Source organism: Paraburkholderia phymatum STM815, assembly GCF_000020045.1.
Classification (GTDB): Bacteria; Pseudomonadota; Gammaproteobacteria; order Burkholderiales; family Burkholderiaceae; genus Paraburkholderia; species Paraburkholderia phymatum.
In genome coordinates, this window is the sequence record NC_010623.1 from 1,060,194 (window position 1) to 1,080,505 (window position 20,312).

Annotated in this window: 16 protein-coding genes and 2 pseudogenes; 12 read left to right on the forward strand and 6 right to left on the reverse strand. The window is 63.5% G+C overall.

Going from position 1 to position 20,312, the window contains the following annotated elements; all coding sequences use genetic code 11:
• Positions 1-217: 217 nt before the first annotated feature.
• A complete protein-coding gene (locus BPHY_RS20480; protein ID WP_012403361.1) occupies positions 218-1,117 on the reverse strand; it encodes a LysR family transcriptional regulator in 900 nt (299 codons plus the stop codon).
• A 126-nt stretch (positions 1,118-1,243) separates the two neighbouring features.
• Here BPHY_RS20480 and BPHY_RS20485 point away from each other — a divergent pair, with 126 nt between their 5' ends.
• The gene (locus tag BPHY_RS20485; protein WP_041765202.1) at positions 1,244-1,669 is read left to right on the forward strand and encodes a VOC family protein; all 426 of its coding nucleotides are present in this window, start codon (positions 1,244-1,246) and stop codon (positions 1,667-1,669) included.
• Positions 1,670-1,753: 84 nt separating this feature from the next.
• Here BPHY_RS20485 and BPHY_RS20490 read toward each other — a convergent pair whose 3' ends face one another.
• On the reverse strand, positions 1,754-4,855 hold the full coding sequence (locus BPHY_RS20490; RefSeq protein ID WP_012403363.1) for a DNA-binding protein: 3,102 nt from the start codon (positions 4,853-4,855) through the stop codon (positions 1,754-1,756).
• Between the two features lie 231 nt (positions 4,856-5,086).
• Here BPHY_RS20490 and BPHY_RS20495 point away from each other — a divergent pair, with 231 nt between their 5' ends.
• The 10 genes and pseudogenes from BPHY_RS20495 to BPHY_RS20540 form a co-directional block, all read left to right on the forward strand.
• Positions 5,087-7,459, forward strand: coding sequence for a bifunctional salicylyl-CoA 5-hydroxylase/oxidoreductase (locus tag BPHY_RS20495; protein WP_012403364.1), 2,373 nt, complete (start codon positions 5,087-5,089; stop codon positions 7,457-7,459).
• Positions 7,459-8,238, forward strand: coding sequence for an SDR family NAD(P)-dependent oxidoreductase (locus BPHY_RS20500; RefSeq protein WP_012403365.1), 780 nt, complete (start codon positions 7,459-7,461; stop codon positions 8,236-8,238). Before BPHY_RS20495 ends, BPHY_RS20500 begins: the two co-directional genes overlap by 1 nt.
• Positions 8,235-8,792, forward strand: coding sequence for a MarR family winged helix-turn-helix transcriptional regulator (locus BPHY_RS20505; RefSeq protein ID WP_012403366.1), 558 nt, complete (start codon positions 8,235-8,237; stop codon positions 8,790-8,792). The genes BPHY_RS20500 and BPHY_RS20505 overlap by 4 nt, the downstream gene beginning before the upstream one ends.
• Positions 8,793-8,819: 27 nt before the next feature.
• Positions 8,820-9,671 (forward strand): enoyl-CoA hydratase family protein, encoded by an 852-nt coding sequence (locus BPHY_RS20510; protein ID WP_012403367.1) that lies wholly within the window; start codon positions 8,820-8,822, stop codon positions 9,669-9,671.
• A gap of 1 nt (position 9,672) precedes the next feature.
• The gene (locus BPHY_RS20515) at positions 9,673-10,878 is read left to right on the forward strand and encodes an acyl-CoA dehydrogenase family protein (RefSeq protein WP_012403368.1); all 1,206 of its coding nucleotides are present in this window, start codon (positions 9,673-9,675) and stop codon (positions 10,876-10,878) included.
• Positions 10,875-11,318, forward strand: coding sequence for an acyl-CoA thioesterase (locus tag BPHY_RS20520; protein WP_012403369.1), 444 nt, complete (start codon positions 10,875-10,877; stop codon positions 11,316-11,318). Before BPHY_RS20515 ends, BPHY_RS20520 begins: the two co-directional genes overlap by 4 nt.
• Positions 11,315-11,713, forward strand: coding sequence for a RidA family protein (locus tag BPHY_RS20525; RefSeq protein ID WP_012403370.1), 399 nt, complete (start codon positions 11,315-11,317; stop codon positions 11,711-11,713). The genes BPHY_RS20520 and BPHY_RS20525 overlap by 4 nt, the downstream gene beginning before the upstream one ends.
• 63 nt (positions 11,714-11,776) lie before the next feature.
• Complete coding sequence (locus BPHY_RS20530; protein ID WP_012403371.1) at positions 11,777-13,414, forward strand: AMP-binding protein; 1,638 nt, start codon at positions 11,777-11,779, stop codon at positions 13,412-13,414.
• Between the two features lie 256 nt (positions 13,415-13,670).
• Positions 13,671-15,153: pseudogene (locus BPHY_RS20535) on the forward strand (DHA2 family efflux MFS transporter permease subunit).
• Positions 15,154-15,190: 37 nt separating this feature from the next.
• A pseudogene (locus tag BPHY_RS20540) lies at positions 15,191-15,802 on the forward strand (GyrI-like domain-containing protein); the annotation flags it as partial.
• A gap of 20 nt (positions 15,803-15,822) precedes the next feature.
• Here BPHY_RS20540 and BPHY_RS20545 read toward each other — a convergent pair.
• The 3 genes from BPHY_RS20545 to BPHY_RS20555 all read right to left on the reverse strand — a co-directional run bounded on the left by BPHY_RS20545 (position 15,823) and on the right by BPHY_RS20555 (position 18,368).
• Complete coding sequence (locus BPHY_RS20545; RefSeq protein WP_041764446.1) at positions 15,823-16,407, reverse strand: flavin reductase family protein; 585 nt, start codon at positions 16,405-16,407, stop codon at positions 15,823-15,825.
• Positions 16,408-16,569: 162 nt separating this feature from the next.
• The gene (locus BPHY_RS20550) at positions 16,570-16,902 is read right to left on the reverse strand and encodes a hypothetical protein (protein ID WP_012403375.1); all 333 of its coding nucleotides are present in this window, start codon (positions 16,900-16,902) and stop codon (positions 16,570-16,572) included.
• A 251-nt stretch (positions 16,903-17,153) separates the two neighbouring features.
• Positions 17,154-18,368 (reverse strand): DUF2252 domain-containing protein, encoded by a 1,215-nt coding sequence (locus tag BPHY_RS20555; protein ID WP_012403376.1) that lies wholly within the window; start codon positions 18,366-18,368, stop codon positions 17,154-17,156.
• Between the two features lie 244 nt (positions 18,369-18,612).
• Between BPHY_RS20555 and BPHY_RS20560 the strand changes: the two genes are divergently transcribed.
• On the forward strand, positions 18,613-19,332 hold the full coding sequence (locus BPHY_RS20560) for a GNAT family N-acetyltransferase (protein WP_012403377.1): 720 nt from the start codon (positions 18,613-18,615) through the stop codon (positions 19,330-19,332).
• 384 nt (positions 19,333-19,716) lie between these two features.
• On the opposite strand, the gene BPHY_RS20570 is transcribed toward BPHY_RS20560, so the two are convergent.
• The gene (locus BPHY_RS20570; RefSeq protein WP_012403378.1) at positions 19,717-20,241 is read right to left on the reverse strand and encodes a GNAT family N-acetyltransferase; all 525 of its coding nucleotides are present in this window, start codon (positions 20,239-20,241) and stop codon (positions 19,717-19,719) included.
• Positions 20,242-20,312 lie beyond the last annotated feature (71 nt).

Below are 20,312 nucleotides of genomic sequence, written 5' to 3' on the forward strand. Positions count from 1 at the left end.
GGTGCAGCAAAGTGGCAGATATCCTAAAGCATAAGAAGTCCGCCGACGAATGATGTGGGCAGGTGCTCGATCCGAGCCCATTCGCGCAAGCGCTGCGCGCCGTGAAAGCGGTGCCGGGCCACAGCAACCGTGGCACGCCTTCGGGGACTTCCCTTGCAGACGCGGGTGTCGAGCTATCTGCAGAAGAACCTGCCGCACGCTCCGTGACCCAAGAGCTTTACTGCCCCAGGCGATCCCGAGCGGACGGCTTCTTGCGCGCCTGCGCTTCGATGAGTTCCAGCAACACTTTCACGGGTTCGCTCAGATGCTGCGGCGCGCGATGCACGAGCCCGACGTCGCGATGAAACGTGTGATGCCCAAGGTCGACGGCGCGCACCCTCGCGGGCCAGCGCCGATACGTTGCTGTTTGCGGAACGATTGCCACGCCGACGCCGTTCTCGACGAGCCTGACGATCGCTTCGAGTTCGTCGAGTTCGCACACTTCGCGCACGGTGAAGTGCATCCGGCGCAGGAAGCGATCTACCTGACGACCGCCGAACGACGCGCGATCATAACGAATGAACGGCTGGTCCGACAGCAACGCAGCCCAGTCCTTGCCCTTCACGCTGCGCGGCGCGATCAGCCTGAACGGTTCTTGCGCGAGCGCCGTCCAGCGCAAATCGCTTTGAAACGAAAACGGCGGGCGGATGATGGCCGCGATATCGAGTTCGCCCGCATCCACCAGATTCAGCAATTCCATCGACACGCCTGGAATCACCCGCGTCCTGCATGCGGCACATTCAGCATGAAACCGGGCCAACGCATCGGGCAGCCATGAACGCTGCACCGACGCGATCGCACCGATATTCACGCGCACGTTGGCCGCCGGGTCCGCCGCCATCGTACTCAGGTTGTGATAAAGCCGGACCACTTCCTGCGCCTGCACCAGCACCTGCTGGCCCGTCGCATTGAGGCGTGCGGTGCGCCCCTCGCGGTCAAACAGCGCAAAGCCGAACTCGGCCTCGAGCCGTTGCATCTGCGCGCTGACAGCCGCTTGCGTCAGGCCGATTCTGCTGCCGGCCGCCGCGAACGTGCCTTCCTGCGCCACCGCGATCAGCGTCTTCAGCTCACGGAGCATTGATCAATTCCGTTTGTGTTTGATAAGACAATATATTGATTTTATTTTACTATTCCGCTGGGTATTATTGGTCCGTTATTCCCGCCCCATGCGCCCCACGACAGAAAACCCGCAATGGAGAATTCAGTGAGCCTTTCGCCTTTTCATCTGGCCATCCCCGTCTACGATCTTCCCGGTGCCCGCGACTTCTACGGACGCGTCTTCGGGCTGGAAGAAGGCCGCTCCAGCCAGCAGTGGGTCGATTTCAATTTCTTCGGTCATCAACTGGTGATCCACGAGCATCCGAAGACAGCATCGCAAGAGAGCGTGCACAGCAATGCCGTCGACGGTCACGACGTGCCCGTGCCGCACTTCGGCATCGTGCTCGAGTGGGATCAGTGGGAAGCGCTCGCGGCGCGGCTCAGGTCGTTCGGAACGAAGTTCGTGATCGAGCCGTACATCCGCTTTCAGGGGCAGGTCGGCGAACAGGCCACGATGTTCCTCTTCGATCCGTGCGGCAATGCGCTCGAGTTCAAGGCGTTCAAGGATATCGGCCAGCTGTTTGCGAAGTGACGCCATGCCGCGAAGCACTCACTTCGCTTCACGGCAAATGCTCGCGTAGCGTGTCGCCGAACACAGGCTGAAAGACGCTGCGCGTCAGCCCTCCACCTTCGACATGACCGCCGTCGCGGGATCGTACGAATAGCCTTTCTGCGCGAGTTGCTGCGCCATGGCCGCGCCGATCAGCTTCTTCTGCGCTTCGCGGAACACCAGTTCGTGATCGGGCTTGAGCCGCTCCAGTTCGAACGAGAGCCGGCGCAGCAGCGCGACTTCGCCCGTGCTGCGCGCGTCGATGAAAAGAATCTTTTCGTTCGCCTGATCGAGCCGCTGCTTGATGTCCTTCGCGTACGTCACCCACTGGTCGGCATTCGCGCGAAGTTCGTTGTAGGCCTTCGTGTGCGCTTTCGACTGCGCGGCAAGCTGGCGTTGCAACGACGCGATTTCTTCCGCGATGTCGGTTCCGCCCGGCTGTTCGCCATCTTTCGCTGCGGCCTGTACATGCGGCCGGTCGGCGAGGCTTTGCGCGAGTTCGGCTGCGCGCTGTTCCGCAGCATCGGCGCGCTGCTTTGCGGCGAACGCGTCTTGCGTGGCCCGCGCCAGTTCGGCGCTGGACGCCGTTTGCGACTCGCTCATTGCGCTGATCTGCTTGCGCGCTTCGTCGAGTTCCTGTCTGACGCGTTGCAGCTCTTCTCGTTGTGCAGAGGCTTCCGTGCCGTGCGCCAACGCTGCCTCGCGTTCCGCCGCGAGCATTCGTTCTTGCTCGGCGGCTTGCCGTTCGGCTGCGTCCGCTCTTTCCTTCGCGGCGGATGCGTCTCGCGTCAGCCGCGCCAGTTCGGCATTGGCGTCCGTTTGCGCGTCGGACAGTGCGCTGCATTGCTTGCGCGCCTCTTCTAGTTGCGCCGCCGATTCATTGTGACGGGCCGTCGCGGCGTCGCGTTCTGCCTCCACCCTTTGCGTCAGCGTATCGAGCTGATGGCGGGCTTCTTCGAGCTGCCGCGCGACGTGTTGCAGTTCGTTCGATTGCGTCGACGCTTCGGCGTCGCGCGCCGTCGCGGCTTCGCGTTCGGCCTCGAGGCTTCGCTCGAGTTGCGTGACCTGCTGCGCGGCGGCTTCCGCGCGGCCTGCTGCCGACGATGCCTCTTGCGTCACCCTCGCGAGTTCCGCTGCTGCTACCGCTTGTGCATTGGTCAGCGTGGCGATCTGCTGGCCCGCATCCGCTAGCTCACGCATCACACGTTGCAGTTCATTGGCTTGAGCCGCCGCTTCATTGCTGCGCGTTGCAGCGCTCTCGCGCTCGGCTGCAAGGGTTTGCTCGAGTTCGACGACGCGCTGTTCCGCTGCATGGGCCCGCTCTGTCGCGGCGCTGACATCCTGCTTGATGCGTGCGAGTTCGGCGCTGGCCGCCGCTTGCGATTCGGTGAGTGTGTCGATCTGAGTCCGCGCGTCGTCGAGTTGCTGCGTCACGCGCTGCAACTCGTCAGTGCGCACGACCGTCGCTTCCCGTGCGGCGGCGAGGCTCTGCTCCAGTGCCGCAACCTGTTCCTTCGCGGCCAATGCTTCCTGGCCCAGTTGCGCCACTTCGGCGCTCGCGGCCGCGTGCTCGCCCGTCAACGCGTCTATCTTTGCGCGCGCTTCTTCCAGCTCGCGTGCGACACGCTGGCGCTCGTCGCTCTGCGCCGCTGTCGCCTGACGTTCGGCAGCGAGACCCTGTTCCAGTTGCGCCGCGCGCTGCTCTGCCGCATCCGCCCTTTCTTTCGCCGCCGATGCGTCTTGCGTGACGCGCGCCAGTTCGGCCATCGCGGCCGTTTGCGCGTCCGCTAGCCCGCTGAGCTTAGAACGTGCTTCGTCCAGTTCGCGCGTGACTCGCTGAAGCTCGTCGCCCTGTGCCGCCGTCGCCTCGCGCTCCACCGACAGGCTTTGCTCCAGTTGCGCCGCGCGCCGCTCCGCGGCATCCGCCCTTTCCTTCGCCGCCGATGCATCGTGCGACATGCGCGCCAGTTCGGCGCCCGCTGCCGTCTGCGCCTCCGTCAGCGCATTCACCTGAGTCCGCGCTTCGTCCAGTTCACGCGTCACGCGCAGCAGTTCGTCGCGCTGCGCCGCCGTGGCCTCACGCTCGACCGTCAGGCTCTGTTCAAGTTGCGCGGCACGCTGCCCTTCGGCATCCGCACGCTCGTTCGCAGCCGATTCGGCCTGCTTCGCCTGCTCCAGCTCGACGGCGGCCAGCGTCTGCGCCTCCGTCATCGCGCTGAGCTGCACGCGCGATTCGTCCAGCTCGCGCCGGATACGCTCCAGTTCGACACGCTGCGCGGAAACTTCGGCGGCATGCTCGAGGGCCGCCTCGCGCTCGGTGGCAAGTGCGTTGCGTGTGTCGCTCAGGTCCGTTTCGACGGACGCAAGGCGTGCAGCCCTCTCGGTCGCCTGAGCGGTCGCGGCGTCGGCCCGCGACACGGCCTCGCTGACCTCCCGCGACAGGCGCTCCGCTTCGTCGGATTTCGCCTGACACGCTTCATCGAGCGTGGCGATCTGCCGGCGCGCATCATCGCGCTCCCGGCTGATCCGCGCGATCTCGTCATTCTTGCTCGACACCGTTGCGGCGAGCCACTCGTTGGCCCGGTGCTGATCCTCCAGCGACGTCTGAATGGCGGCCAGTTTTGCCTCGGCCGCCGATGCGCGCTGGGCAAGATCCTCGACACTGGCCTCAGCCGTCTCTGCACGGGCGGTCGCCGCCGCAAGCTCGGCCTTCGAATGACTGGCGGTGTCCTGCAGGGTGCGCAGGTCGTTGCGCAGGCCGTCCAGCCGTTCACGCCCCGTTTCGACTTCTTCGTCCGTCTTCTGATAGGCGGCGAGCGCTTCGTCGCGCTCCTTGCGGAACACGTCGACCTGCTGGCTCGCCGCGCCCAGACCTTCGTTGAGGAGCCGCTGCGCATCGTCCTGGGAGGCGGTCCAGATCCGGCGCGCCACCTCCATCAAGGTTTCCGCGAATTCGCCCGGCATGGCTTTCTGGGCCTGCGTCTGCGGGATTTGCGGCTTGCGCGCGTCGCGCCAGCGCTGCAAGGCGGCGGCAACGGCAACGATGGAGCCGCTGCGGACCTCCGCCCATATCGTCACGGGGGAAACCAGATGGCCTTCTTCCGTCATGCGGTCGGCAATGGCTGTGACCTGCTCGTCAATCATGGTGGTGTCTGCGTCTGTGGACATAAGCGCCTCAAGAATCAACTGGCCAGGCGAAAAGCCAATTTTTCGATACGTTACTACGATCGGCGGTCTTCGCGACGGAAGAAGCGTGCCAATGCTCATCCAGTAAGCAATTGCGACGGACGGCGGGGCGATCCGGGCATCGCAGCACCCGCACTCCGTCCATCCGAATTTACTTGACACCTAAATTATCAAAATCTAAAGTAATGACGAACACACACGCTGGGGAGCAGCATGCGCATCGTCTGTATCGGCGGGGGGCCGGCCGGCCTGTATTTCGGCTTGTTGATAAAGCGCCGGCATCCGGCGCACGAAGTGATCGTCGTCGAGCGCAACCGGCCCTACGACACGTTCGGCTGGGGCGTCGTGTTCTCCGATCAGACGTTAGGCAATCTGCGCGCCGCCGACCCGAGGAGCGCGGACATGATCCTCGAAGCGTTCAATCACTGGGACGACATCGAAATCAACTTTCGCGGCGCGAAGGTGCGTTCGTCGGGACACGGCTTCTGCGGCATCGGCCGCAAGCGCCTGCTGAACATCCTGCAGCAGCGCTGCGAAGAACTCGGCGTGAAACTCGTGTTCGAAACCCAGGTCACGAACGACGACGACTACGACGCCGACCTCATCGTCGCCAGCGACGGTCTGAACAGCGCGATCCGCCAGAAGTACGCTGCAACGTATCGGCCCGATATCGACATGCGCGACTGTCGCTTCGTCTGGCTCGGCACGAAGAAACGCTTCGACGCCTTCACCTTCGCGTTCGAAAAGACCGAATGGGGCTGGTTTCAGGCGCACGCCTACCGTTTCGACGACGAGACGTCGACCTTCATCGTCGAAACGCCTGAGCGCGTGTGGCGCGCCGCCGGACTCGACGAAATGAGCAAGGAAGACAGCATCGCGTTTTGCGAACGGCTCTTTGCGAAGTATCTCGACGGCAATCCGCTCATGTCAAACGCGAGTCATCTGCGCGGCTCATCGCAATGGATCCGCTTTCCGCGCGTGGTCAATCGCGAATGGGTGCACTGGAAAACGCGCGACGGCGGCAAGCGTGTACCCGTCGTGCTGATGGGCGATGCTGCGCACACCGCACATTTCTCGATCGGCTCCGGCACTAAGCTCGCGCTCGAAGACGCGATCGAACTCGCGAACAGCATGGACGCGCATCCGCATGATCTCGCCGCCGCGCTTGCTCACTACACCGACGTGCGCAGCGTCGACGTGCTGCGCATCCAGAACGCCGCGCGCAATTCGACGGAATGGTTCGAGCATGTCGATCGCTATGCATCGTTCGAGCCCGAGCAGTTCGCCTATTCGCTGCTGACGCGCTCGCAGCGCATCTCGCACGAAAACCTCCGCGAGCGCGATGCCGCTTATGTCGCTTCGTTCGAAGACTGGCTTTCAGTGCGCGCGGGCATCGAACGTGAGCCGCACAAGCATTCCATTCCGCCGATGTTCACGCCGTTCACGCTGCGCGGCGTGACGTTGAAAAATCGCGTCGTCGTGTCGCCGATGGCGCAGTATTCCGCCGTCGACGGCATTGCGGGCGACTATCACCTGATGCATCTCGGTGCACGCGCAATGGGCGGCGCCGCGCTGGTAATGACGGAGATGACCTGCGTGTCGCCCGAAGCGCGCATCACGCCGGGATGCCCCGGCATGTATGCGCCCGAGCATCTCGCCGCGTGGCGCCGCATCGTGCAGTTCGTGCATACGCAAAGCGACGCGAAGATCGGCATGCAGCTTGGGCACGCGGGCGCAAAAGCGTCGACGCGCGTGAGTTGGGAAGGCATCGATCAGCCGCTGCCCGACGGCAACTGGCCTCTCTTATCGGCCTCGCCGCAGCAATATCTGCGCGGAGTGAGCCAATGGTCGCACGAAGCCACGCACGCCGAACTGCGCGAGATCGAAGCGCAATTCGTCCGCGCAACGGAAATGGCCACCGAAGCAGGCTTCGACTGGCTCGAATTGCACTGTGCACACGGCTACTTTCTGTCGAGTTTCCTGTCGCCGCTCACCAATCATCGCGCCGACGAATACGGCGGCCCGCTCGTCAACCGCCTGCGTTATCCGCTCGAAGTGTTTGCCGCCATGCGCAAGGTTTGGCCGCAGGACAAGCCGATGTCCGTGCGCATCTCCGCTCACGACTGGGTCGATGGTGGCACCACGCCGGACGATGCCGTCGAAATCGCGCGCGCCTTCAAGGCGGCGGGCGCCGACATGATCGACGTGTCGTCGGGACAGGTCAGCAAGGAAGAAAAGCCCGTGTTCGGCCGCATGTTCCAGACGCCGTTCGCGGATCGCATCCGCAATGAAGCAGGTATCGCGACGATCGCGGTCGGCGCGATCTCCGAAGCGGATCACGTGAACAGCATCATCGCGGCCGGACGGGCCGATCTGTGCGCGGTCGCGCGCCCGCATCTGGCCAATCCATCGTGGACGCTGAACGAGGCCGCGAAGATCGGCTACTTCGATGTGAACTGGCCGAAGCAGTACGCGGCCGCGAAGTCGCAACTCGAACGCAATTACGAACGCGAGCGCGCGCAGGCCGCCGAAAACGCGCGCCTGTCGCCGTTCGAACGCGCGCAGCGCGCGGAGGGGACCGTTTGATGAACACCACGCTTGCAGGCAAGCACGCCGTCGTGACAGGCGGCGGCAGCGGCATCGGCGCGGCGACGGCGAAAGCGCTCCTGCTCGCCGGAGCACGGGTCACGCTGATGGGCCGCGACGCGCAACGTCTCGAAGCACAACGCGACACATTGAGTGCCTATGGCGGGGTCGTGGCGTGCATCAGTGCCGACGTCGGCGACGAAAGCGCTGTCAACAAGGCATTTTCTGCAGCGGCGACGGTCGCGGGCGCTGTCGATGTGCTCGTCAACAATGCCGGCCAGGCGCAAGCTGCGCCGTTCGCGCAAACCGAACTGTCACTCTGGCAGCGCATGCTCGACGTCAATCTGACGGGCGTGTTTCTCTGCACGCGCGCCGTATTGCCGTCGATGCTTCAACGCGGCTATGGACGCATCGTCAACGTCGCGAGCACGGCGGGACAGATCGGCTACGCGTATGTCGCCGCTTATTGCGCCGCCAAGCACGGCGTGATCGGACTCACACGCTCGCTCGCGCTGGAAGTCGCGACGAAGGGCATCACGGTCAATGCCGTCTGCCCCGGCTATACGGAAACGGAACTGCTGCGCGCATCGCTCGAGCAGATCACAGCAAAGACCGCGCGCAGCGAGCAGGAAGCGCGTGACGTTCTCGTGCGCCACAATCCGCAGCGCCGTTTCGTCGCGCCCGACGAGGTCGCGAATGCGGTGCTGTGGTTATGCATGCCCGGTTCCGAATCCATCACAGGTCAATCGATATCCGTTTCAGGCGGAGAAGTCACATGAGCAATGCTGCAAAAAAGAAACCTGCCGATTCAGCCGAAACCAAACCGGCGCGCAAGGGTGTAGAGAAACCCGCGGAGAACGTGGTGGACATGGAAATGAGCACGGGTGCGGACAGCCATATGGGCTTGCGCCTCTGGCTGCGCATGCTGACCACGACGAATCTCGTGCAGGCCGAACTGCGCAAACGTCTGCGCAACGAGTTCGACACGACGCTGCCGCGCTTCGATCTGATGGCGCAGCTGGAGCGTCATCCCGAAGGACTGAAGATGACGGAGCTGTCGCGCCGTCTGATGGTGACGGGCGGCAACATCACCGGCATTACCGATCAACTGGAAAAAGAAGGGCTCGTCGCGCGGGACACCGATCCGAACGATCGCCGTTCGACCAGCGTGCGGCTCACGCCCGAAGGCCGCGCGCTGTTCGACCGGATGGCCGTCGCGCATGAGCAATGGGTCGTCGAAATGTTCGGCGGCCTCGATCTCGACGAGAAATCGCGCACGCATCAGAAGCTCGGCAAGCTCAAGCAGCATCTGCTGAACACGATCAAAAGCTAACGCGATTTCCGCACACGAGGAGACACCATGACCCGCTCCGCTGCCGACGCCCTGCTAACCGGCAACCGCACAACGCTCGCCGCGTATGAAGCGAAGCATTTCGGCTGGTCCGTCGATGCAGGCGTCGCGACGATCACGCTGAACCGTCCCGAACGCAAGAACCCGCTCACCTTCGAGTCATACGCGGAATTGCGCGACCTGTTCCGGCAACTTGCGTACGCGACGGACGTGAAGGTCGTCATCATGCACGGCGCAGGCGACAACTTCTGCTCGGGTGGCGACGTGCACGACATCATCGCTCCGCTGATCGGTCTGCCGATGCCCGAACTGCTGCTGTTCACGCGCATGACGGGCGACCTCGTCAAAGCGATGCGGCATTGTCCGCAGCCGATCATCGCTGCCGTCGACGGCGTATGCGCCGGCGCGGGCGCGATTCTCGCGATGGCGTCCGACATGCGCCTCGGCACGTCGCGCAGCAAGCTCGCGTTTCTGTTCACGCGCGTGGGTCTCGCGGGCTGCGACATGGGCGCATGTTCGATCCTGCCGCGCATCATCGGCCAGGGGCGCGCCGCCGAACTGCTCTACACAGGGCGCTCCGCCAGCGGCGACGAAGGCTGCGCATGGGGCTTCTACAACCGCCTGTGTGCACCCGAAGCACTGCTCGACGAAGCATCGAAGCTGGCCGCCGATCTCGCTGCCGGTCCGACGTTCGCGCATGGCGTGACGAAGAAGATGCTGCATCAGGAATGGAGCATGAGCATAGACGAAGCGATCGAATCGGAAGCACAGGCGCAGGCCATCTGCATGACGACGCGCGACTTCGAACGCGCTTATCGAGCGTTCGCGGCGAAGTCGCGGCCTGTATTCGAAGGAGATTGAGTTGGCTGCGAACCTCATCGATCCGCATGGCGCGTTGGCCTGGCCATTCTTCGAAGCGCGTCATCGTGAACTGGCCGCAGGTATAGAGGCATGGGCCACGCAGCATCTCGCGTGTGTGCAGCATGACGACACGGACACGACGTGCCGCAAGCTCGTGCGCGCGCTTGGCGAAGCAGGCTGGCTGAAATATGGCGTAGGCGGCGCGCAATACGGAGGACATGGCGACACGATCGACACGCGCGCCGTGTGTCTGCTGCGCGAAACGCTCGCGAACCACGACGGCCTCGCCGACTTCGCGCTGGCGATGCAAGGGCTCGGTTCCGGCGCGATCACGCTGGCGGGCACGCATGAACAGAAGATTCGCTACCTGCCGCGCGTCTCAAAGGGCGAAGCGATTGCCGCATTCGCGCTGTCGGAGCCCGACGCAGGTTCCGATGTCGCGGCCATGTCGTTGCAGGCGCGCGCCGAAGGCGACTGCTATGTGATCGACGGCGACAAGACGTGGATCTCGAACGGCGGTATCGCGGACTTCTACGTTGTGTTCGCAAGAACGGGCGAAGCACCCGGCGCGCGCGGCATCAGCGCGTTCATCGTCGACGCCGATACGCCGGGCCTGCAGATCGCGGAGCGCATCGACGTGATCGCGCCGCATCCGCTCGCGCGTCTGCATTTCGACAGTGCGCGCGTGCCGCGCAGCCAGATGCTCGGCGCGCCCGGCGAAGGCTTCAAGATCGCGATGCGTACGCTCGACGTTTTTCGCACGTCGGTTGCGGCGGCGTCGCTGGGTTTTGCGCGACGCGCATTGCAGGAAGGGCTCGCACGCGCCGCGTCGCGCAAGATGTTCGGCCAGACGCTCGGCGATTTTCAACTGACGCAGACGAAGCTGGCACAGATGGCGTTGACGATCGACAGCAGCGCGCTGCTCGTCTATCGCGCCGCATGGCTGCGCGATCAGGGCGAAAACGTCACGCGCGAAGCCGCGATGGCGAAATGGCACGCAAGCGAAGGCGCGCAACAGGTGATCGACGCCGCCGTGCAACTGTGGGGCGGCATGGGCGTGCAGAGCGGCACGACGGTCGAGCGGCTGTATCGCGAGATTCGCGCGCTGCGCATCTATGAAGGCGCGACGGAAGTGCAGCAGTTGATCGTCGGACGCGATCTGCTGAAGGCTCACGCTGCGCAACGTCAACAGGAGCGCGCGTCATGAGCAATACCTTCGACATGCCTGTGCGCATCCGCTTCGCGCATTGCGACCCGGCGGGAATCGTCTATTTTCCGCAGTACCTGGTGATGACTAACATGCTCGTCGAAGAGTGGTTCAACGAGCGTCTTTCGATCGACTACGCGCACATGATCCAGACGCGCCGCGTCGGCCTGCCCATCGTGAAGCTCGATTGCGAGTTCTCGCGGCCCAGCCGCATGGGCGACACCGTCACGCTCGGGCTCGGTGTCACGCGCATCGGTCGCCGCTCGATCGGCATCGGGATCGTCGCGCGTTGCGCCGAAGAGGTGCGTTTTCGCGCGGCACAGGTGCTCGTGACGACGTCGCTGGAAAGCGGACAATCGATCGATATCCCCGACGACATCGCCACTGCACTGGCGGCATTCGCGCCGCACGCCGTTCAATCCGAGGAGCAACGCTCATGAAGAAGAGACCGCTTTTGCCCGCTGGATGGCTCAAGCCGCGCGGCTACGCGAATGGTGTCGCGGTGACGGGCACGCAGGTGTATATCGCCGGACAGATCGGCTGGAACGAAGAAGCGCGCATGACGAGCGACCTGTTCGCCGAGCAGGCCACGCAGGCGCTGCGCAACGTGCTCGCCGTGCTCCGCGAAGCGGGCGGCAAGCCCGAGCATCTAGTGCGCATGACCTGGTACGTCACCGACAAGCGCGAATACCTCGCGGCGCTCAAGGAGATCGGCCAGGCGTTTCGCGAACTGATCGGCGATTACGACATTGCGATGAGCGCTGTACAGGTCGTCGCGCTGATCGAAGACGACGCCAAGGTCGAGATCGAGGCGACGGCAGTCATCACCGAGTAGGCGCCCGAAGCGCGCAGATCCACACAATCGCACATCACGCACGTTCAGCAGGGGAGTTTCACGATGGAACCGTCAGCTCACGTCGATACCTTCGCGCGCGACCACTTGCCGCCGCAGGATCAATGGCCGGTGTTTCTGCTCGACAATCCGGACGTCGCGTATCCGGCACGCTTCAACTGCGCCACTGAACTGCTCGATCGGGCTGTCGATAACGGCAATCGCGACCGGCCTGCCATCTGGTCAGACGTCGATGGCAGGCCGCATGCGACCACTTACGGCGAACTGCTCGCGATGGTCAATCGCAGCGCTCACGTGCTGGTCGACGAAATGGGTTTGCAGCCAGGCAATCGCCTGCTGCTGCGCGGGCCGAATACGTTGCAGATGGCCGTCGCGTTTCTGGCCGCATTGAAGGCGGGACTCGTCGTCGTGCCGACCATGCCGCTGCTGCGCGCGAAGGAACTCAAGCAGATCGTCGACAAGGCTCAGATCGGCGCCGCGCTATGCGATACGCGACTGACGGAAGAACTCGCGAGATGCACGACACAGGGCGACGAGTTCTTCTGTGCAGGCCTCAAACGGACCCTGGTCTTTCACGACGACGCAGCTGGTTCGCTCGAAACATTGGCCGCATCGAAACCCTCCGAATTCAAGGCGTGCGACACGGCCGCCGACGATGTCTGTCTGATTGCCTTCACGAGCGGCACGACGGGCGCGCCGAAAGGCTGCATGCACTTTCATCGCGACGTGCTCGCGATGTGCGATCTGTTTCCGCGACACGTCCTCGAACCCACGCCCGACGACATCTTTTGCGGTACGCCGCCGCTCGCCTTCACGTTCGGGCTCGGCGGGCTGTTGTGCTTTCCGTTGCGTGCGGGTGCATCGAGTGTGCTGATCGAAAAGCAAACGCCCGACACGCTGCTGCAAAACGTCGAACGCTTTCACGCTACGATCATGTTCACCGCGCCGACCTTCTATCGGCAGATGGCGCCGTTGATTCCGCGCTACGACATTGCATCGCTGAAGAAGACTGTGTCCGCTGGCGAAGCATTGCCCGATTCGACACGTGAATTGTGGCGCGAAGCAAGCGGGATCGAAATGATCGACGGGATCGGCGGCACCGAGCTGATTCACATCTTTATCTCGTCGTCGGGGCGGGACGTGCGTCCGCATGCGATCGGCAAGGCCGTGCCCGGCTATGTCGTGCAAGCCGTCGACGACGACATGCGTCCCGTTCCCGCCGGCACGCTCGGCAAGCTCGCGGTGCGCGGCCCGACCGGCTGCCGCTATCTCGCCGACGAACGCCAGCGCAAGTTCGTGCGCGACGGCTGGAATCTGCCCGGCGACTCTGTTTATATCGACGAAGACGGCTACGTGTTCTATCAGGCCCGCGCCGACGACATGATCATTTCGGCGGGCTACAACATTTCCGGTCCCGAAGTGGAAAGCGTGTTGATGCAGCACGCCGCTGTTGCCGAATGCGGAGTGATCGGCGTGCCCGACGACACGCGCGGCCAGATCGTGAAGGCGTTCGTCGTGCTCAACAAGGGCTATAGCGCCGATGAAAAACTCGTCGCGGAGTTGCAGGAATTCGTGAAGAATACCGTTGCGCCGTATAAGTATCCGCGCGTCGTCGTGTTCATCGACGCGCTGCCTCGCACCGAAACCGGCAAGCTCAAGCGCTTCGCCCTACGTGCGATGTAGCGCACCCTGCTCCGCCCGATAGCGGCGAATCAATCCGTCGATCGCGAGCTTTCTTGCACCACCCATGCCCGGCCCGCGTATCAGCGCGCGCCTGACCGCGGCGGCAACTATGCGTGATTGCGCTGAACGATGTCGATTTCACCAGCCTCCGATCGTCGTGTGTAGAAGAGCGGTGCGCGAACGGTTTCCGGTTGCAGCCCGCAGCCGACCCTGTCTAGACTGAAAGCGCAACGACATTCACGGAGGAAACGCTCGCATGACGCATAACATCGAAGGCCGAACACGTTGGCTCGCACTGATCGTGCTGTGCATGGGCGTGCTGATGATCGTGCTCGATACGACCATCGTGAACGGTCGCGCTGCCGTCCATCGCAGCGGATCTCGGCTTCACCGAAACCGCGCTCGTCTGGGTGGTCAACGCCTATATGCTGACCTTCGGCGGCTTCTTGCTGCTTGGCGGAAGGCTCGGCGATCTGTACGGCCATCGCAAGCTCTTTCTCGCGGGCATCACGCTGTTCACGCTCGCGTCGCTCGCATGCGGGCTCGCCAATTCGCAGGTCATGCTGGTTTACGCTCGCGCCATACAGGGTCTGGGCGGTGCCGTCGTGTCAGCCGTGTCGCTGTCGCTCATCATGAATCTGTTCACCGAAGCGGGCGAGCGCGCGACAGCAATGGGCGTGTATGGCTTCGTGTGCGCAGGCGGCGGCAGCCTCGGCGTGCTGCTCGGCGGTCTGCTGACCAACCTGCTGAGCTGGCACTGGATCTTTCTCGTGAACCTGCCTATCGGCATTGCGGTGTACGCGATGTGCATCGCGTTGCTGCCGGCAGGCCGTGGGCACGCCCGTGGGGAACGGCTCGACGTCGCGGGCGCGGCGACCGTCACGGCGTCGCTGATGCTCGCCGTCTATGCCATCGTCAACGGTAACGAGGCCGGCTGGCTGTCCGCGCGAACAATCGGATTGATCGTCGTTGCGCTGGCGCTGCTCGGCGCATTTCTCGCAATCGAAGCACGCGTCGCGCATCCTCTGATGCCACTCAAACTCGTCACGCTGCGCAACGTCGCGACGGCCAATGTGGTCGGTGTATTGTGGGCGGCGGCAATGTTTGCGTGGTTCTTCATCTCCGCGCTGTATCTGCAGCGTGTGCTCGCTTATACGCCGCTTCAGGTCGGTCTCGCGTTCTTGCCTGCGAATCTGATCATGGGATTCTTCTCGCTCGGTCTGTCGGCGCGCATGGTGATGCGCTTCGGCATCCGCCGGCCGCTCGCCGTCGGCCTGTTCCTCGCCGCGCTCGGCTTGCTGCTGTTCGCACGCGCGCCCGTCGACGGACACTTCGCCATCGACGTGCTGCCCGGCATGGCGCTGCTTGGCATCGGAGCGGGTGTTGCGTTCAACCCGCTACTGCTTGCCGCGATGAGCGACGTCGATCCGTCCGATTCCGGCCTCGCATCGGGCATCGTCAATACGGCGTTCATGATGGGCGGCGCGTTGGGGCTGGCGGTACTGGCGAGCCTCGCGGCCGCGCAATCGGCAAGCGGCGGCGCGCAGCAAGCGGATACGCCCGCCGCGCTCACGAGCGGCTATCACGTCGCGTTTTGGGTCGGCGCGATTTTCGCGGCGATGGCGGCGACGATTGGCGGTGCGTTGTTGCGGCGTGGCTCCGCGACGGCCGCGCAAGCCGCTGCGCAGCAGGCGCGCGACGATGGAACGATGAAGGAGTCGATAGAGCAATCCCCATGATCCAGACCAAGGATCAGACTTATCGCACGTATCAACGGTCGATGCGGGGTACGGCTCTCATGAGGCATTCACGCGCGCGTTCCGCGAGCAGTTCGGGCTCACGCCCGAAGCGTTGCGCGCGCAAGGCCATCTCGACAACATCGCACTCGTGGAGCCGATCAAAATGGACGAATCTCTTCTTGCCCAGCTGGAGCCGCCGCGTTTCGTCGACGGTAAGCCTTTGCTGGTCGCCGGATCGAGCGAACGCTATAACTGCCAAAGCGGTTCGGGCATTCCGGCGCAATGGCAGCGCTTCAACACGATCTTCAAGAAAGTGCCCGGCCAGATCGGCAACGTTGCGTACGGCGTCTGCTACAACGCCGACGACTCGGGCAATTTCGATTACCTGTGCGGCGTCGAGGTCGGCGATTTCTCCGGCTTGCCCGGCGAATTGAGCCGCGTGCGCATCGGTGGGCAACGTTACGCGGTGTTCACGCACCGCGATCACATCTCGACGATACGCCGCACCTGGAACACGATCTGGAACACGTGGCTGCCAGAAACGGGGCACGCGCCCGCCGACGCGCCCAACTTCGAACGCTACAGCGAGCAATTCGATCCGGTAACGGGGGCGGGCGGCGTCGAAATCTGGCTACCGCTCAAAAACTGAACCGCGCAGCGGGCAGGCGTTCAGCCTGTTCCGCCGATGGGTGCAGCTTCGACTTCGAACGTGTCGCCCGTTTCGAAGAATGTGCCGCCCGCGACGTAATGGCAGGTGCGCATGTCGTGATCGTCGCCGAAATGCCAGCGGTTATCGGAGTAGACGCGGCTGTCCGCATAACACGCCACCACTTCGGCGAGGATCAGATCGTGCCGCTGGCTATCGTCGGGAATCACCTTGCATTCGAACCACGCAACGCAGCCTTCCAGCATCGGCACGTCGATCTTTTCGGCGCGGAACGTTTCGAGTTGGAGCGCGACAATCTTGTCGATCTCGATGCCTGCGTTCGACCCGACGGCAAGCGTATGGCGTGCAAAGCCGCGCGTCGGCAGTTGCAGCCCGAACACGCCGCTTGCTTCGACGAGTTGCCGCGTCAATGTCTTCGCGTCGATCACCACGACGATTTTCGGCGGCACGAAATCGAGCGGCATGGCCCACGATGCCGCCATCACGTTCGATCGGCCGCCGTGTGCACTTGTGATCACCGTGACGGGGCCGTGGTTCAGAAGGCGCGTGGCGCGCGCCAGATCGACTGGTTGCCGGAATGCATGCATGAGAGACCTTTGCGATATCGATCGCTGCATTCTAGCCACGCCCTGCAAAACGCGTGCGCGGCGTGCAAGGCGAAGGATCGCTCGCGAAGCGGGAAGAACGCGCGCGTAAAAAAGCGGCGGCGCTTTTGCGCCGCCCGCGGATCCGCATGAGTGGATGCGACGTCAGTGCGTCGTCGGTGTCGGGGGCTTGCCGTGCATGACGTCGAGCGGCTTGTGTGCTTCGCCATTCGCGCCCGGGAAGAAGGCGTTCCATGCGGCACGCACACCCTCGGCCGCCGTGGCTTCGGCGTCAATGGTTTCCGGTTCCTCCACGCGGGCAGGATCTTCGCTCAATCCGCGCCAGTGAGTGAACACGAGGAGCGGCCTTTCGGTCCATCCGCCGTCCGCGTATTTCGCGAATGCCGTATCTCCGCTGACCAGCTGGACTTCGTACCACCCGTCTCGCACGGGCGCATAGTCGTCCAGCGGGAACCATGCGGTCGCTTCGATTTCCATAGTGCCGTCTCCTGTTGTGGAAGTCACTCGTAAGAAGGCATTGTTCATGCCGTGCCGGGCGGACGCGCCCGTTCGCGGCGCCGCAGTTCGCGTGGTGCGAGACTTGCAGAGCGAACGAAGCCGGAAATACACGGTGTACTTTCGACCGCGACGCCATCGCCAGATTTACACATCTGGGCAGTCGCCGTAAAGCCCGTCAAGGCATTCGGATTTGTCGAACCTTTGCGGGTCGGACGTCTGAACGTGCGAAATCACGCTTTCGCGTTCAGATTGAAGGCGCCGCGATCGAACGCCTCGCAGTATGCCTTCCAGTCGCTGACGACCTGCGCTTCGCATTGCGTCGCGAGATCGATCAACTGCAACTGCCACTTGCTGTCTTCGCCAAAGGCAATCAGGTCGTCGGCGATTGCGGAAGTCTGCCGTCCGCTGCTGCGGAAATGTGCCCATGCAACGAGTTCGGCCATGTTGCGTACGACGGGTTCGAGCCGCGGCAGCTTGCCGTTCCAGTTGGCCAGTGCGACGCGGTCTTCCGAGGGCTGCAAGCCGCGCAGCACGTATGGACGCCGCTCGAATTCGACGGCATGCAGGAACGCCTGCGACACTGCCTGATCGCGCCGCTGGACCTCGACGACGCGCTCGGCTTCGCTATTCCATTTGGGCTGCCGCGTGCCGACGTTCGGCGCGGTGGCAGACGGCAGCGCGAGCTTCATGTCTAGCAGGTAATTGCCGTCGGGCGAACCCTTGCCTTCGACGAGAATCACATAGCGGTCGACGCCCAGACTGCCCGTGCCCGCAATTCGGCGCGCCACGTCGATGATCTCGTAGAACTGCGGATTCGGTTCATGCTTGGCGAACCCGTCCATGAACGCGACGATCCTGGCGCGCGCTTCGTCAGTGATGGGCAAGGCCTTCTTGCCGTCGACGCGCAGCGTGCGCTTTTTCCCCTTCAGCTCGGTGCGCCGGTTCAGGTGGTCGGCACGCGAGCGCTGATGCAGCGCGGCAAACAGCTCGCCGACCATGCCCTCGGCTGTCTCCTCCTCGATCCAGCGCGCCTTGCCGAAGCGCAGTGCGGCTGCATAAGAGCCGGTGGCTGTGTAGCACAGCGCGAGCGCCTCGGCGCGGCTGAGTTTGAGGTCGTCGGCCGCCACGAGCAAGCTGGACAGCAGACGGATCATTTCGTACAGGCACGGCGCGAGGCAGGCCTCGTCGAAATCGTTGATGTCGAAATAGATGAGCCGGTTGTCACCCTTGTAACTGCCGAAATTCTCCAGATGCATATCGCCGCAGATCCATGCGCGCGGCGACGGATCCAGCACCGTGCCCCTGGGCAGACGTTTGTAGAACAGATGACATGTTCCGCGCAAAAAGACGAATGGCGAGGTTCGCATGCGTGCGTATTTCATCACGAGACGTTCGGGATCCCGTCCAGCATTGAACCGGGCGATTTCATCAGCGACATCGAGCATGAGAACCTCTGAAGAAACGGGGTGCGATGGAAGCATTCTGTATCGACAGCCTTTCAGTTCCAAACGTTCGCAAGCCGTGCGCCACCGTGGCCAACCGTACTGCCAGGCAAGGCCAGGCCTGCGCGCGGCGGCGCGAAGCTGGCTCCATCGAATCGCGCCCGTCTGGTTCTTACGAGCGCGCGACGTTTGCCGTATCTTGCCCGCTTGGCATACTTCGAAATTGCGCTTGCAACGGGAGAATGACGTGGGGCAACGAGTCAACGAATATCGACAGCCGATCGGCGAACCCATGCCGCAATGGCAGCCGGCCAAGGCACCCGGCGATCAGCCGATGACGGGCCGCTATTGCCGACTGGAACGGGTCGATGTAAAGCGTCACGCCGATGATCTGTTCCATGCCTATCGCGCCGCGCCCGATGGCAGCGACTGGACGTATCTGTCCGTGGGCCCGTTCGAAACGCCCGATGCATACCGCGACTTCCTCGCGACCTGCGCGGCCTCGCCCGACCCGCTGCACTACGCCGTGATCGATCTCGCATCGGGCAAGGCGATCGGCACGCTGTCGCTGATGCGCATCGACAAGCCGAACGGCGTGATCGAAGTCGGCTTCGTCGTGTTTTCGCGGCGCCTGCAAAAGACGCGCATGGCGACGGAGTCGATCTTCCTGCTGATGCGGCGCATATTCGACGAACTGGGCTACCGGCGCTTCGAATGGAAGTGCGATTCGCTGAACGCGCCGTCGCGAACGGCAGCCGCCCGCTTCGGCTTCACGTTCGAAGGCATCTTCCGCCAGGCCGTCACCTACAAGGGGCGCAACCGCGATACGGCGTGGTTCTCGATCGTCGATAGCGAATGGCCGGCGCTGCGCGCGGGCTTTGCAGAATGGCTGGACGCGGCGAACTTCGACGCGCAAGGCACGCAACGACGTTCATTGCAGACATGCATTGCGGCGCAGCGCGCGTAACCCTGTCGCCGCCGTCACGTCAGGAACGCTTTCAGACTGCGGCGGCTTGCGTCGGGCTCCGGCTGTGAAAATCGCTCTTTGCGGGATTCGCCGCGCTGCACAACCCAGTCGGGCGCGGTGATCAGATCGATCAACCAACGCACGGCTTCGGCAATGCGGTCACGCGCTGTCCGTCGCGAAACCGCGTGCGCTGGTCGTGCAGGGCACGGCAATAATCCGGTGTGTCGGACCGTTATGTGCGTGGTGCGACAGAACGACGGCGGGCCGCGGCCAGGCGCGGGAATTCACCCCGCACGACTGTTGCCCCACAGCTTGATTGTCGGCGGCGGCCTTGGACAATTCGGCTGGAAGGTATAGGAACGGGAGACAGGTCGTAATTCGGGCCTAACCGACCCGCCGAAACACGCCCGTCGGATGGCCGTTGTAGGTCGTCTGCCGCTCTTCGATATAACCGCATTTCGCCGCTACCCGCCGCGACGCGACGTTGTCCGGTGCGATGATGCACACCGTATCGCGCCCCGGCCAGCGTGCTTCGGCCCATGCCAGCGCGCCGCGCACGGCTTCCGTCGCGTAGCCGATGCCATGCATCGACGGCATCAGCACCCAGCCGATCTCGGGCGCGTCAAGCGGAGGGTCCATTGCGCGCTGATAGTCGGCGAAGCCGATCTCGCCAACGTACCGTCCGCTGCCTTTCTCGCGGATCACCCAGTAGCCGTAGCCGAGCAGCGTCCAATGTCCAACATAGCGCAGCAGCCGCGACCAGACCTCTTCACGGCTGAATGGCTTGCCGCCGATAAACCGCGTGACGGTCTCGTCGGACCAGAGCGCATAGCTGCCGTCGAAGTCCTCGCGGACATGCGGACGCAAGATCAGCCGATCGGTTTCGATTTCAAAGGTGGAAGTATTCATCGCGCGAATCTGGCAAGAGGGAAAGCGCAGATCATCGCAGATACGCGCGCGGAAGCGAACGCCCCGGACAC